Genomic DNA, 14,278 nt, shown 5'->3' with positions numbered 1-14,278 from the left:
TCATCATGACGGGGCTTAACCCTAACCTTCTTCTCGCTGTTCCCCTCGCGCCATTGGCGGGGTCCGCGATCGCGGGCCTCCTGGGCACGAAGTTCTTCGGCAACGTGGTCAACCGCAAGGTGGCCACCGCGGCAACGATCCTGGGCGTGCTGGTCGCGTTCCTGATCTCGTTCCAGACCTTCCTGCAGGTGCTGGACGGCGCTACCTACAACGACACGGTGTACCGCTGGATGACCGTGGCCGGCGTCAACCTGGAAGTGGGCTTCCAGATCGACACGCTGTCGGCGATGATGATGTGCGTCGTGACCTTCGTGTCGCTGATGGTGCACATCTACACGATCGGCTACATGGCCGAGGACGAAGGCTACAACCGCTTCTTCTCGTACATCTCGCTGTTCACCTTCTCGATGCTGATGCTGGTGATGGCCAACAACTTCCTGCAGCTGTTCTTCGGCTGGGAAGCGGTGGGCCTGGTCTCGTACCTGCTGATCGGCTTCTGGTTCAAGCGTCCGACCGCGATTTTCGCCAACATGAAGGCGTTCCTGGTCAACCGCGTGGGTGACTTCGGCTTCATCCTCGGTATCGGCCTGGTCCTGGCCTACACGGGCACGATGGATTACCAGGAAGCCTTCGCCAAGAAGGACCTGCTGGTCAATGCGACCCTGCCGGGCACCGACTGGATGATCATCACCGTGGCCTGCATCTGCCTGTTCATCGGCGCGATGGGCAAATCGGCACAGTTCCCGCTGCACGTGTGGCTGCCGGACTCGATGGAAGGCCCGACCCCGATCTCGGCACTGATCCACGCCGCGACGATGGTGACCGCCGGCATCTTCATGGTGTCGCGCATGTCGCCGCTGTTCGAACTGTCGGACGTGGCACTGTCCTTCATCCTGATCATCGGCTCGATCACCGCGCTGTTCATGGGCTTTTTGGGCATCATCCAGAACGACATCAAGCGCGTGGTGGCGTATTCGACGCTGTCGCAGCTGGGCTACATGACCGTCGCGCTGGGCGCCTCGGCCTACTCGGTGGCCGTGTTCCACCTGATGACCCACGCGTTCTTCAAGGCGCTGCTGTTCCTGGGCGCGGGTTCCGTGATCATCGGCATGCACCACGACCAGGACATCCGCAACATGGGCGGCCTGCGCAAGTACATGCCGATCACGTGGATCACGTCGCTGCTGGGTTCCCTGGCGCTGATCGGTACCCCGTTCTTCTCCGGCTTCTACTCGAAGGATTCGATCATCGAGGCGGTGCACGCCACCCACCTGCCGGGCGCGGGCTTCGCGAACTTCGCGGTGCTGGCCGGCGTATTCGTGACGGCGTTCTACTCGTTCCGCATGTACTTCCGCGTGTTCCATGGTCCTGAGAACTTCGGCAAGGCGCATGCGCATGACCATCATGACGATCATCACAGCGCAAAGGCCGCCCATGGCGACCCACACGCGCTGCACGATTCGGACGCGCACCACGAAGAGGAATCGCATGTCGATTCCGACGACGATGATCATCACCACCACGGCCTGGCACCGGGCGAGAAACCGCACGAGTCGCCGTTCGTCGTGTGGTTCCCGCTGGCCGCGCTGGCGATTCCGTCGGTGATCATCGGCTTCCTGGCGATCGGCCCGATGCTGCATGGCGACTTCTTTAACAACGTGATCTTCGTCGACCACGCCAAGCACCCGGCGATGCACGAGCTGAACGAAGAGTTCCACGGCGCGGTCGCGATGGCGATCCACGGCCTGCAGACGGCACCGTTCTGGCTGGCACTGGCCGGCGTGGTGGCGGCGTACTACTGCTACATGGTCAATCCGCGCGTGCCGGCCTGGTTCTACGACAAGTTCAAGTTCCTGCACACGCTGCTCGACAACAAGTACTACATGGATGCGTTCAACCAGGCGGTGTTCGCCAAGGGTGCGCGCATGCTGGGTACCGGCCTGTGGCAAGTGGGCGACCGTGCCCTGATCGATGGCCTGGTGGTCAACGGCTCCGCCAAGGTGGTGGGCTGGTTCTCGTCGCTGACGCGCCTGGCGCAGACGGGTTACATCTACCACTACGCGTTCGTGATGATCATCGGCATCCTGGGCTTCCTGGTGTACTTCCTGCCGTTCTGGCACGCTTAACGCCACACGCATAAGAGATAAAAGATGCAGTCAACGATTAATAATCTTCCTCCTTACCTCAGCCTGTCGATCTGGCTGCCGATCATCTTCGGCACCATCATCCTGGCGATCGGCCGCGACTCGCGTGCCGGGCTGGTACGCGTGCTGGCACTGGTCGGCTCGATCGTCTCGCTGCTGCCGACGATCCCGCTGTTCACCGGTTTCGACAACGCCGCGCACGGCGTGCAGTTCGTGGAAAGCAGCAAGTGGATCGATCGCTTCAACATCCACTACTTCCTGGGTATCGACGGCCTGTCGCTGTGGTTCGTGCCGCTGACCGCCTTCATCACGATCATCGTGGTGATCTCCGCCTGGGAAGTGATCCAGGAACGCGTGGCCCACTACATGGGCGCGTTCCTGATCCTGTCCGGCCTGATGATCGGCGTGTTTACCGCGCTGGACGGCCTGCTGTTCTACTTCTTCTTCGAAGCCACCCTGATCCCGATGTACATCATCATCGGCGTGTGGGGCGGTGCGAACCGCGTGTACGCGGCGTTCAAGTTCTTCCTGTACACGTTCCTGGGCTCGCTGCTGACCCTGGTCGCGCTGATCTACCTGTACAACAAGTCCGGTTCCTGGAACATCCTGGAATGGCACCAGCTGCCGCTCTCCTGGAGCGAACAGATCGCGATCTTCGTCGCCTTCTTCATGGCCTTCGCCGTGAAGGTGCCGATGTTCCCGGTGCACACCTGGCTGCCGGACGTGCACGTGGAAGCGCCGACCGGCGGTTCCGCCGTGCTGGCCGCGATCATGCTGAAGCTGGGCGCCTACGGTTTCCTGCGCTTCTCGCTGCCGATCACGCCGGACGCTTCGCACTACCTGGCGCCGGTCGTCATCGTCCTGTCGCTGATCGCTGTGATCTACGTGGGCCTGGTGGCCATGGTGCAGAAGGACATGAAAAAGCTGGTCGCCTACTCGTCGATCGCGCACATGGGCTTCGTCACGCTGGGCTTCTTCATGTTCAACGACATGGGCACCCAGGGCGCCATCATGCAGATGATCTCGCACGGCTTCGTGTCCGGCGCGATGTTCCTGTGCATCGGCGTGCTGTATGACCAGGCGCACTCGCGCCAGATCGCCGACTACGGCGGCGTCGTGAACAAGATGCCGAAGTTCGCCGCGTTCTTCATCCTGTTCTCCATGGCCAACTGCGGCCTGCCGGCAACCTCCGGCTTCGTGGGCGAATTCATGGTGATCCTGGGCGCCGTGCAGTTCAATTTCGTGACCGGCATCCTGGCCGCCACCGCGCTGATCCTGGGCGCCGCCTATTCGCTGTGGATGGCCAAGCGCGTCATCTTCGGCAAGGTGGCGAACCACCACGTGGCCGAACTGAAGGACCTGAACAACCGCGAGTTCCTGATGCTGGGTCTCCTGGCGATCGCGACCCTGTACATGGGCCTGTACCCGGCGCCGTTCACCGACACGATGCAAACCTCGGTGGCCGACCTGCTGCAGCACGTGTCGCAGACCAAGATTGCACCTTGATTGCAGATAGGACTTTAGTTACATGAATCCGAACGATACCAATCTCGCACCGATTTACGCCGAGATCTTCCTGCTGATCGCCACCTCGGCGATCCTGCTGATCGACGTGTACCTGCCTGCCGCGAAGCGGAACATCACGTACATGCTGTCGCTGCTGGCCCTGGCCGGCACGGCGGTGATCACCTACGGCGATTTCTCCGCCGGCGCCACGACCTACGCGTTCAACAACATGGTCGTGTCCGACCCGATGGGCAACCTGCTCAAGCTGTTCACCTACCTGTCGGTGGGCATCACGCTGGTGTATGCCCGCGGCTACTCGACCGATCGGGGCATGCTGGGCGGTAACCTGGGCGGCGAGTTCTACGGCCTCGCGCTGTTCGCCACGCTGGGCCAGATGGTGATGATCTCGGCCAACAGCTTCCTGTCCATCTACCTGGGCCTGGAACTGATGTCGCTGTCGCTGTACGCGCTGGTCGCCCTGCGCCGCGACAACACCAACGCCACCGAAGCATCGATGAAGTACTTCGTGCTGGGCGCGCTGGCTTCCGGCTTCCTGCTGTACGGCATGTCGATGCTGTATGGCGCGACCGGCACGCTGGACCTGACGACGATGGCAAGCAAGATCGCCGCCGGCACAATCAACAACACGATCCTCGTGTTCGGCCTGGTGTTCGTGGTGGCCGGCCTGGCCTTCAAGCTGGGCGCCGTGCCGTTCCACATGTGGGTGCCGGACGTGTACCAGGGGGCGCCGACCGGCGTCACCTTGCTGCTGGGCGGCGCGCCGAAGCTGGCCACGTTCGCCATCGTCGTGCGCCTGCTGGTGGAAGGCCTGATCCCGCTGGCATTCGACTGGCAGCAGATGCTGCTGATCCTGGCCGTGATGTCGCTGGTGATCGGCAACCTGACCGCCATCGCGCAGTCGAACCTGAAGCGCATGCTGGCTTACTCGACGATCGCGCAGATGGGCTTCGTGCTGCTGGGCATGATGGCCGGCGTGATCGGCACCGACCAGTCCAATGGCCCTGCCGCCTACAGCTCGGCGATGTACTACTCGATCACCTACGTGCTGACCACGCTGGCGACCTTCGGCCTGATCATGGTGCTGGCCCGTTCCGGCCATGAAGCCGAGGAACTGGCCGACTTCAAGGGCCTGGGCAAGCGTTCGGGCTGGTACGCGCTGCTGATGACGCTGCTGATGTTCTCGCTGGCCGGCGTGCCGCCGATGATGGGCTTCATGGCCAAGCTGACCGTTCTGCAATCGGTGCTGAAGGCCGGCCACCTGTGGCTGACCGTGTTCGCGGTGATGGCATCGCTGGTGGGCGCGTTCTACTACCTGCGCGTCGTGAAGGTGATGTGGTTCGATGAACCGACCGACACCGCGCCGATCCGCGTGGCGGGCGACAAGAACGTGGTGCTGGCCCTGAACGGCCTGCTGGTGGTGGTGCTGGGCGTGGTGCCCGGCCCGTTGCTGGATGCCTGCACCCAGGCCATCAGCAAGACGCTGGCATCGTGATGGACGTCGGCGCGTCGGCCTGGCTGGTCATCCTGCTGGCTCTCGTGCTGGCGAACCTGCCGTTCATCAATGAGCGCATCCTCGCCCTCGTCCCGCTGAAAAGCGGGGCAGGGCACAAACCCTTCCTCGTGCGGCTGCTCGAACTGACGGTGCTGTACTTCGTCGTCGGCGGCATCGGCCGCGCGCTGGAAGGGCGCATCGGCACCGTGTTCCCGCAGACGTGGGAGTTCTACGCGATCTCCGCCTGCATGTTCCTCGTCCTCGCCTTTCCCGGCTTCGTCGTGCGCTACCTGAGGAAGCGTCACTGAGCATCGTTGTTCACGATGCGCTGCTACACTGTGGCCTTTACGATCACAGGAGCATGCATGAGCAATGACGCTCACCTGAAGGAAGTGAAGGTCGACGGCGGCATCGCCTACGACGGCGGTTTCCTCAAGATTCACAAGGACCGGGTGCGGTTGCCCAATGGGGCAATCACCAACCGCGAATACATCCGCCACCCCGGCGCCGTCGCGATCCTGCCCGTGCTGGACGATGGCCGCATCCTGCTGGAACGCCAGTTCCGCTACCCGAACGACCAGGTCTTCATCGAATTCCCCGCCGGGAAGATCGACGAGGGCGAAGATCATCTCGCCTGCGCCAAGCGCGAGCTGGAAGAGGAAACGGGCTACACGGCCACCGACTGGCATTTCGTCACCACCATCCACAACGCGATCGCTTATTCGGACGAGCACCTCGAACTGTTCCTGGCGCGCGGGCTCAAGCCGGGCACGGCGAAACTCGACGAGGGCGAATTCGTCGAGTGCTTCACCGCCACGCTCGACGAGGCGCTGGAGTGGGTCCGCACGGGCAAGATCACCGACGTGAAGACGACCATCGGCCTGTTCTGGCTCGACAAGCTGCGCAGCGGGGACTGGAAGGTGGATTGAGCGATGCCGGTGCTGCCGCTTCTCGCGGGGTTTCTCATGCTGTTGCTGGCATCGGCGGCCGCGCAGGCAGCGCCAGCGCGCACGCCATTCCAGATCCGCTGCGAGGATACGATCACCAAGACGGTCTCCGTGTTCTCGGCCAAGCAGAACGGCTACACGATCAACACCCAGCTCTCCTATAAAATGCTGACCGCGATGAAGGGCGTGGCCAGCCGCAACGACTTCGTGCTGGGCCTGACGCGCACCGAATCGATGGTGCAGGTGAGCGCCGACGGCGCCATGCTGCAGGACCGGGCCAGCGGCTACGAATGCATCGCCCCGCAGCTGAAGGTGCAGCTGACCTATGCGCCCGTGAAGATCTATGTGGGCAACGAGTTTCCCGTGGGGTCGTGCGGCTACAAGGAGATATTGGCGCACGAGATGCGGCACATGCAGGCTTACATGGACCACTTGCCGAAGGTGGAAAAGACGGTCGCTGCGGCACTGGCCAAGCGCTTCGGCGGCAAGCCGTTCTACGCGCCGTCCGGCACGGCGCGCACGGCGCTGTCGTTCGAGATCGATTCGGGCTGGCTCCCCTACATCAAGGCCGAGATGGCCAAGGTGGAGGCGGTGCAGGCGAAGATCGACTCGCCGGCGGAGTATGCGCGGCTGTCCAAGGTGTGCAATGGGGAGATCCAGAAGATCCTCGTGAAGACCCGCGCCGGCCGCTGATGTCGCCACCGTCAAGGCCGCATGTATGTTTCCCAGAACCGGGGTCAGACCCCGGTTTCAGGCAATATGTCGGGTCGCCTATTTGATGATGAGATGAATTACTTTGCCCTGATCCCCGCCGCCGGCGTGGGCGCCCGGATGGCCGTGGGCTATCCCAAACAATACCTGCCCCTGCTGGGCAGGCCGATGCTGCGGCATACCGTCGAGGCGTTCCTGCGCTGCCCGCAGGTTGCGCACACCTACGTGGTAGTGAGCGCCGAAGACGCGTATGTCGACGAGGTGCTGCCGGCCGGCCTGGCCGGCGTCACCGTACTGCGCTGTGGCGGCGCCACGCGCATGGAATCGATCCGCAATGGTTTGCGGCTGCTTGCGGAAGGCGCCGCCGCCGACGATCGCGTGCTGGTGCACGACGCAGCCCGGCCCGGCCTGACGCCGGCCCTGGTGGACAAGCTGATCGCCGAGGCGGGGCGCGACCCGGCCGGCGGCCTGCTCGCGCTGCCGGTGGTGGACACCGTGAAGAGCACGCGGCGAGGTAGTGTGGCGACGACGCCGCGCGACGGACTCTGGCTGGCGCAGACCCCGCAGATGTTCCCGTATGCGCTGCTGATGCGGGCACTCGAGGAGGCGCCCGATCCCGATGCGATCACCGACGACGCCAGCGCCGTCGAACTGCTCGGCTTCTCGCCCCGGCTCGTCGAAGGGCACCCCCGCAACCTGAAGGTGACGCTGCCGACCGACGCGCGCATCGCCGAAATGTACCTTTCGATGGATACCGAACAATGAAGAAACTCCCATACCGCATCGGCCAGGGCTACGACAGCCACCGCCTCGTCGAGGGCCGCAAGCTGATCCTCGGCGGCGTCGAGATCCCCCATGAGAAGGGGCTGGACGGCCATTCCGATGCCGACGCGCTGCTGCACGCCGTCACCGACGCGATCCTGGGCGCCGCCGCCCTGGGCGACATTGGCCGGCACTTCCCGGACACGGCGGCCGAATTCAAGGGCGCCGATTCGCGCGTGCTGCTGCGCGCCGCCGCCGAAAGAGTCAAGGCAACCGGGTACGACATCGGCAACGTCGACGCAACGATCATCGCGCAGCGCCCGAAAATGGCACCGCACATCGCCACGATGGTGGCCCATGTCGCCGCCGACCTGGGCATCGAGCCGGGCCAGGTCAACGTGAAGGCGAAGACCAACGAAAAGATGGGTTACCTCGGCCGCGAGGAAGGCATCAACGCCGAGGCGGTCGCCCTCCTGGTGCTGCGCGAGGAGTGAGCGTGGCGCGCGACCTGTCGGCGTACCGCGAAGTGGCCATCGAATCGTTCGACGACGATGGCACGGTGCGCGTGCGGCCCGTCGTCGGACAGGCTTACCACCCGCTGCTGCGCGTGCAATGCTCGCGCGTCCTGGTGACGGACTATCCGGTCGGCACGCGCTTCCTCGTGCACGCCAAGCTGACCGACCGTCTGGGCGGGCCGCCGTTCCTGTACGTCTACCACGGCGACCCGATCGTGGTCCTGTCGCGGGCCGAAACAAAAAAATTCCTTGCAGAATTCCGCCGCGGTCGCATCTGAACAACAGCCAGAACCGGTGACAGGCACCGTTTTTTTTGCAACGGATGTTCCAAGATCGTAGCTGCCTGTCACCGGTATTCTCGCAACGAATTTTCACGGTTTTCGGCAACTTTTCTGGGAGGCAACGTGATACGCATTCGTGAACTCGACCACATCGTGCTGCGCGTGGTGGACCTGGACCGCATGATCCGTTTCTATACCGAGGTGCTGGGCTGCACGGTCGAGCGCCGGCAGGATGGGATCGGACTCGTGCAGCTGCGCGCGGGCAGCGCGCTGGTCGACCTGGTGCCCGTGGACGGCAAGCTGGGCCGCATGGGGGGCGCGGCGCCGGGCAGGGAGGGCAGGAACGTCGATCACTTCTGCTTCCGCGTGGAGCCGTTCGACGAGGCCGCGATCCGTGCGCACCTGGACCGGCTCGACGTGCCCAACGGGCCGGCCGAATCGCGCTACGGGGCGGAAGGGGAGGGACCGTCGATCTACATCGAGGACCCGGAGGGGAATACGGTGGAGTTGAAGGGCGCGCCGTACGAGCCGTCGGCGTAAGACGACGAAAATAGGATCTATCCTCGTTTTTCAAGCAATGTTTCCTCGAAAATGGGGTCTGTCCCCATTTTTTCGGCAACGTTTCAGTCTGGCTGCAGCGGAAACTCCACCCTGAACACCACGTGCGGCGCCTCGTAGCGGTAGGCGACCATGCCGCCGTGCCCCTTCAGCACGTTCTCGGCGATGTACAGCCCGAGCCCCATGCCGGTACGGTTGGTGCGGCTTTGCAGGGCCATGCGCTTGAACGGGTTGAACAGCTGTGCTTCCAATTCCGGCGCGATGGGCGCGCCGTTGTTGCGTACTTCCAGCACCGCCTTGCCGGCTTCTTCCTTCAGCGACACCAGCACGGGCCGGCCGGTGGCGCCGTGGTGGCGCGCGTTGCTGAGCAGGTTGCTGATCACCTGCGCCATGCGGTCCGGGTCGGCACAGCCATGCACACCTTGCGCGATATCGGCCTGGTACACGGTGCCGGGGTGCGCCAGGCGTGTCTCGTCGAGCAGGTCTTCCACCATCTTCGACAGCTCGACGTCGATCTTGCGCATGGAAAGGCCGAGCCCGCTGTCGAGCCGGCTCATGTCGAGCACCTGGCTGATCAGGCGCTGCATGCGCCCCGACGAGCGCTCGATGCGTTGTCCCAGCTGGTGCGGCTCGGCGCCGTGCTGGAGCACCGTGGCCGCCATCGAGATCGATTGCAGCGGGTCGCGCAAATCGTGGCCCAGCATCGCCAGCAATTGCATGCGCGCCTTCTCCGTCTCGGCATGGCGCGCCATGCTGGCGCGGTGCATCTCGCCCAGCAGCTGTTCGGCGACCAGCCGCCGCGGTTCATCCCAGGGCTCCGCCTTGTCGTGCACCGATTCCACCCATTCGTCGAACGAGCCGCGCGGCGTCAGGCGGTGGCCCAGCGGCCCGGTCTTCAGCAGCTTGTCCGGCTTGCCGGCCCAGCGCACGGTTTCCACCTGCTCGCGGCGCAATGCCAGCAGCCAGCCGGCCGTGGCCGGGTCGAAGTGCAGCGCCAGCAGGCCGACCCAGGGGCCCAGGCGGGCTCGCAGCCCTTCCGGCCAGTCGGCGCGGCCGGAACGGTGCAGCATCTCCTCGCCCTGGGCCGGCAGCGAGCCGACGATCGCGGCGGCCAGTTCTTCGTCCACGCCGTGCGCCGTCAGCTTGTTCTGCTGGGTGAACACCAGCGCGTCGGCCGCCAGGTAGCCGGCCAGTTCCTCCGCATGCTGTTCGAGCGCGGCCAGCACGTCGTCCTCGTGCAGCAGCGTTTCGATCAGGCGCGTGCGTACGCCAGCAGCCTGTTCGGCGAGCCGCATGCGCTCGTGCGAGTCGACGCTCACCACCGCGGCCGCCAGCACCTGCGCGATCACGTCGCAAGCCATGCGCACCGAGTACGGCACGCGCAGCGGCGCCATGTGGTGACAGGCGATCAGGCCCCACAGCTTGCCGTTGACGACGATCGACACGCTCATCGACGCGGCCACGCCCATGTTCTGCAGGTATTCGACGTGGATCGGCGACACGCTGCGCAGCACCGAGTGGCTCATGTCCAGCGGCGGCTCGCCCGCCGCGCCCAGCACGGGCACCGGCGTGTAGCCGATGTCGGCGATCAGTCGCAGCGTGTTGATCGTGTACAGCCGGCGCGCCTGGGCGGGGATGTCGCTGGCCGGGTAGCGCATGCCGAGGAAGGGTTTCAGGTCTTCGCGGCGGCTTTCCGCGACCACGTCGCCGCTGTCGTCGTGGCGGAAGCGGTAGGCCATCACGCGGTCGAAGCCGGTGATGGCGCGCACCTGTTCCACCGCGTGGTGCAGCAGCGCCTCGATGGAGCGCTGGCGGCGCAACCGTTCGATGGCGGCGTGGGCTTTCAGGGCGAAGGCGGCCAGCTCGTCGGCCGCGACGTGGCGCACTTCGAACTCGGCGATCGCCCGCGTGCCGTTGCCATGCACCACGCAGTCGAACGTGTTGCCGTTGCCCTGGGTTTCGATGCCGGTCGGCGAATCGGCGCCTTCGACCAGGCAGGCGCGCAACTGCTCCGTCACCGCGGGCGCGAGCGGCAGGCGGTCGTAGGGCGTGCCGAGGACGGGAGCGAAGCCCAGCAGCTCGGCGACGTTCGCGCTCCAGGCGCGCAGCTTGCCGTCGGGCGCGAACGCCAGCAGGGCGCCATGCGGCTGGACGAGGCCGGGGATGTGGATCGGCTCGTCCGCGCAGTTATCCAGGCCGACGGGCGCCGGCACGCTCTGCGGGAGCGGTTGCTCGCTCATGCGGCGGCCTGCAGCGCCGGGTCGGCGCGGCGCAGGGCGATCAGGCTGTCGAAGGCGTCGCGCGCGCCCTGGCAAGCCTCGGCCACCGCGCGGTCGCCTTGCACCTGGGCGCGCAGCGCGCGGAGGAAGTGCTGCCAGCGGGGCCCGGGCGGTACGCCGCCCGCGTGCAGGTAGCGCAGCGGGTGCGGTGCCAGCGCATCGGCCAGCCGGCGGTACAGCACGGCGCCACCGAGGCGCGATCCTTCGATCACGTAGGCCACGCCCCAGCGGTAGGCAACGCTGTCGCGCCCGTGCCAGACGGCGGCGGCGGACGGCTCGCGGCCGGCGGGCAGCGCCGGGTCGGCCAGGTCGGCCTCGATCAGGGGCAGGTGAGGCGAGGGCGGCAGCAGTGCGGCATCCTGCGGGCCGTCGGCGAAACGGCCCTGCCACGCTTCGATCGGCTCGAGCCAGCGGTGCAGCAGCGCCAGGTGCGCCCGGTAGTCGGCCAGCGTGGGCGCCGGCCGGGCCAGGGGCATGCCGCCGTCCAGCTCGGCGTGGCGGCTGGCGGTAGCCTCCCGCAAGGCGGCGAGGATGTCGGGATGAGCGGAAATCATTTGCCCATTTTACAGATCAGTTGTCGTCGCCGTCGTCCGATTCGTTGCCTGGCACGTCGCGCCGGCGCTCCTCGTCGGCTTGCGTCCTGAGCCGAGCCGCGGCGCCCATGAAGTCGTCCACGCTGTGGTCCGGGCTCTGGCGCACGGACGGCGGCAGCAGCACGGACATGTACAGCTCGTCCGACAGCCGCCCGTTCTCCTCCAGATTGCTCATCATGACGAGGCCCGACCCAAGCCCCAGCAGCACGCCGCAGATGACCTGCAGGCGCCGCGGCGAGATATGGGGCCGCACGGTCTTCACATGGAAGTACACCATGCCGCAGGCGATCAGCATGGCCACGTGCTCGCCATAGCGCGTGAAGACCTCGGCGGACCAGGCGAAGGCGAGCACCGAGGACAGCGCCTCCCAGGCGCCGATCGCCACCAGTCCGACACCGAGGATGAACAGGTGCCGCCCCAGCCGCGCATGACCGCCGAACAGCCGGTTTACCAGCGCCCAGATACCGCTCCAGGCCAGGCCGGCGCCGAGGCCGCCGGCGATTTTGAGCAGGTAGCGGATCGCCTGGAAGCCTTCCGTGTCGGACAGCGCTTCCTGTACGCCCATGAACAGTGCGACCAGTGCGAGCCCGGCCATCGCCGGGGCGCCGCCTTCCCACGCATGCATGGTGGTATCCGTCAGTTCCGCCGGCACGGGAAAGCCGGCGTCGCGCACGCGCAGCCGCGTGTGGCCGAGCCGCACGACCGTGGTGCCGTCCAGCGCCACTTCCGGCTGGCGACGCCCGTGCAGCACGATGCCGTTCTGGCTGCCCAGGTCGCGCAGCACGAGGAAGCCGTCTTCGCCGCGGTCCAGCACCGCATGGCGGGGCGCCGTGTGGGCGTCGTCCAGCACGAAATCGTTGTCGTAGCCGCGGCCCAAGGTCACCGGCAGCGTGTCGAAGCGCTGCCTGGACAGTACGTCGCCATTGCGCGCCAATACCTCGATGAAGTAAGGCGCCGTCATTTCACGCTCACGCGCGCCAGCGCTTCGAGAAAGGCGCGTGCGGTGCGCATGCCGTTGTCATAGGATACGCCGCGCGCATCCAGCCGGCTTTGCAGGTTCATCATGCCATCGTCGGTGCTGGCCGTGATCAGGGAAAAGTCGTACAGGCCGGCGAACTTGCGGTAGGCGCGCACGCACAGCACGGCGCGCATCGGCAGCGAGCCATTGGTCACGAACTGCTCGGTGCACTGCGGGCCGGTCAGCCGCGTGTCCTTGTAGCTGCCGAAATCCTCGTTCTTGAACGAGGCCGACGACAATTGGGCGAAACGGATCGCATCGAGCCCCGTGCTGCGCAGGTATTGGTGGCGGATCCCCACCGCGCCGGTCTGCAGCGAGCCGGAGACGAAGACCGACGACTCCATCGTGCAGCTGGTGGTGTCGACCGCGAACGGTTTCTCGCTGCGCGAGGTAGCCTGGGCGCTGGAATTGCCCCAGCAGCGCATCTGCTCCGTCTCGCGCACCGGTACTTCGTAGGGGCCCATCACCTTCTTCGTCAGCGGGCCGGTGAGGAGGTGGTCGATCATCGCCTTCTGGTGCGCCAGCAGCTGCTGCGTGACGACGGCCGTGAAATCCTTGGGCGGCGCGGGCCGGCCTTCGACCTGCTTGAGCAGGCGCTGCGCATAGCGGATCGGCACCAGGAAGCTGACCAGCTCCCCGTCCAGCCGCTTGGCCACGTTGACGCCGGCCACCTCGCCATCGGCCGTCACGCTCGGGCCGCCGCTCATGCCCGCGTTGATCGGGCCGGTGAACATCAGCTGGTCGTAGAAGCTGCGCGAGATGATGCCGTTGTAGGCGCCTTCGGAGATGGCGAAGCCCAGATCGAGCGGGTTGCCGAGCGAGTACAGGTACTGGCCCTGCGTGAGGCGTACCTCGCCCTCCGGCACCTTGAAGAAGCCGGTGCCATAGCGGTTCACGCGCACCACGGCCAGGTCGTGCAGCACGTCCACGGCCAGCAGTTCGATGTTGCCGCGCTGGCCCGCCGTGTCCACCCATTCGCCCGTGTAGGTATCCGGGTCCAGCGCGAACTGGGAGACCACGTGGTAATTCGTCAGCACCAGGTTCGACGTGCCGACCAGGAAGCCGGAACCGACCGATGATTGCGTGCGCCCGCTCTTGAGCAGCGAGCGCACCTGCAGCAGGTCGGCCTTGGCGGCGGCGTACAGTTTTTGCGCGGCGGAGGAGGGGATGGGCAACGGTGCTGAATTACCCTGCGCACCCTGCGCACCCTGCGCACCCTGGGCGGGCGCGCGCCGCGGCGCCGGCAGCTGCGCGGCGGGCTGGGCAGCCGGCTGCGCCGCGGGAGCGGTTGGCGGAACAGGCGCGGCCGAGGCGGCGGCGCCCCAGGTCATGGTGATCGCGAATTGAACGGTTGCGGCAAGCCGGGTAGGTTTCATGCAGTCCCTGAACTTCTTTTCAACAACGAAGAGTGTACCTCAGGAACCCCGGCCGGGGGCGGGCCGGGCGGCGGC

At 65.8% G+C, this 14,278-nt stretch carries 14 protein-coding genes; 10 read left to right on the top strand and 4 right to left on the bottom strand.

Annotation, left to right across the window (positions count from 1 at the left end; translation table 11 throughout):
• Nucleotides 1-5: 5 nt before the first annotated feature.
• The 10 genes from nuoL (at nt 6) to V6Z91_RS29615 (ending at nt 8,919) form a co-directional block, all read left to right on the top strand.
• Nucleotides 6-2,126 (top strand): NADH-quinone oxidoreductase subunit L, encoded by a 2,121-nt coding sequence (nuoL, locus tag V6Z91_RS29660; RefSeq protein ID WP_338764826.1) that lies wholly within the window; start codon nt 6-8, stop codon nt 2,124-2,126.
• A 24-nt stretch (nt 2,127-2,150) separates the two neighbouring features.
• Nucleotides 2,151-3,650: an NADH-quinone oxidoreductase subunit M gene (locus V6Z91_RS29655; protein ID WP_338764824.1), complete on the top strand. Its 1,500-nt coding sequence runs from the start codon at nt 2,151-2,153 to the stop codon at nt 3,648-3,650.
• Nucleotides 3,651-3,672: 22 nt separating this feature from the next.
• Entirely contained in the window at nt 3,673-5,163 is a 1,491-nt protein-coding gene (nuoN, locus tag V6Z91_RS29650) for an NADH-quinone oxidoreductase subunit NuoN (RefSeq protein WP_338764822.1), read from the top strand.
• The gene (locus V6Z91_RS29645; protein WP_338764819.1) at nt 5,163-5,471 is read left to right on the top strand and encodes a DUF2818 family protein; all 309 of its coding nucleotides are present in this window, start codon (nt 5,163-5,165) and stop codon (nt 5,469-5,471) included. The genes nuoN and V6Z91_RS29645 overlap by 1 nt, the downstream gene beginning before the upstream one ends.
• 57 nt (nt 5,472-5,528) lie before the next feature.
• Nucleotides 5,529-6,092, top strand: a complete 564-nt coding sequence (locus V6Z91_RS29640; RefSeq protein WP_338764816.1) for an NUDIX hydrolase — start codon at nt 5,529-5,531, stop codon at nt 6,090-6,092.
• 36 nt (nt 6,093-6,128) lie between these two features.
• On the top strand, nt 6,129-6,803 hold the full coding sequence (locus V6Z91_RS29635; RefSeq protein WP_338764813.1) for a hypothetical protein: 675 nt from the start codon (nt 6,129-6,131) through the stop codon (nt 6,801-6,803).
• A 93-nt stretch (nt 6,804-6,896) separates the two neighbouring features.
• A complete protein-coding gene (gene ispD / locus V6Z91_RS29630; protein WP_338764811.1) occupies nt 6,897-7,586 on the top strand; it encodes a 2-C-methyl-D-erythritol 4-phosphate cytidylyltransferase in 690 nt (229 codons plus the stop codon).
• Nucleotides 7,583-8,077: a 2-C-methyl-D-erythritol 2,4-cyclodiphosphate synthase gene (gene ispF, locus V6Z91_RS29625; protein WP_338764809.1), complete on the top strand. Its 495-nt coding sequence runs from the start codon at nt 7,583-7,585 to the stop codon at nt 8,075-8,077. Before ispD ends, ispF begins: the two co-directional genes overlap by 4 nt.
• A gap of 2 nt (nt 8,078-8,079) precedes the next feature.
• On the top strand, nt 8,080-8,376 hold the full coding sequence (locus V6Z91_RS29620) for a hypothetical protein (RefSeq protein WP_338764807.1): 297 nt from the start codon (nt 8,080-8,082) through the stop codon (nt 8,374-8,376).
• 126 nt (nt 8,377-8,502) lie between these two features.
• The gene (locus V6Z91_RS29615) at nt 8,503-8,919 is read left to right on the top strand and encodes a VOC family protein (protein WP_338764804.1); all 417 of its coding nucleotides are present in this window, start codon (nt 8,503-8,505) and stop codon (nt 8,917-8,919) included.
• A gap of 83 nt (nt 8,920-9,002) precedes the next feature.
• Here the strand turns inward: V6Z91_RS29615 and V6Z91_RS29610 are convergent, their stop codons facing one another.
• From V6Z91_RS29610 to V6Z91_RS29595, 4 genes are read right to left on the bottom strand one after another with little or no spacing between them, the layout of a single operon-like run.
• Entirely contained in the window at nt 9,003-11,177 is a 2,175-nt protein-coding gene (locus V6Z91_RS29610) for an ATP-binding protein (RefSeq protein ID WP_338764801.1), read from the bottom strand.
• Nucleotides 11,174-11,770: a biliverdin-producing heme oxygenase gene (locus tag V6Z91_RS29605; protein WP_338764798.1), complete on the bottom strand. Its 597-nt coding sequence runs from the start codon at nt 11,768-11,770 to the stop codon at nt 11,174-11,176. The genes V6Z91_RS29610 and V6Z91_RS29605 overlap by 4 nt, the downstream gene beginning before the upstream one ends.
• Nucleotides 11,771-11,786: 16 nt before the next feature.
• Complete coding sequence (locus V6Z91_RS29600; protein ID WP_338764796.1) at nt 11,787-12,770, bottom strand: FHA domain-containing protein; 984 nt, start codon at nt 12,768-12,770, stop codon at nt 11,787-11,789.
• Complete coding sequence (locus tag V6Z91_RS29595) at nt 12,767-14,203, bottom strand: serine protease (protein ID WP_338764793.1); 1,437 nt, start codon at nt 14,201-14,203, stop codon at nt 12,767-12,769. The genes V6Z91_RS29600 and V6Z91_RS29595 overlap by 4 nt, the downstream gene beginning before the upstream one ends.
• Nucleotides 14,204-14,278: the final 75 nt, after the last annotated feature.

Source organism: Massilia sp. METH4 (assembly GCF_037094685.1).
Lineage (GTDB): Bacteria > Pseudomonadota > Gammaproteobacteria > Burkholderiales > Burkholderiaceae_D > Rugamonas.
This window is presented reverse-complemented; position numbering and strand designations above follow the sequence as displayed.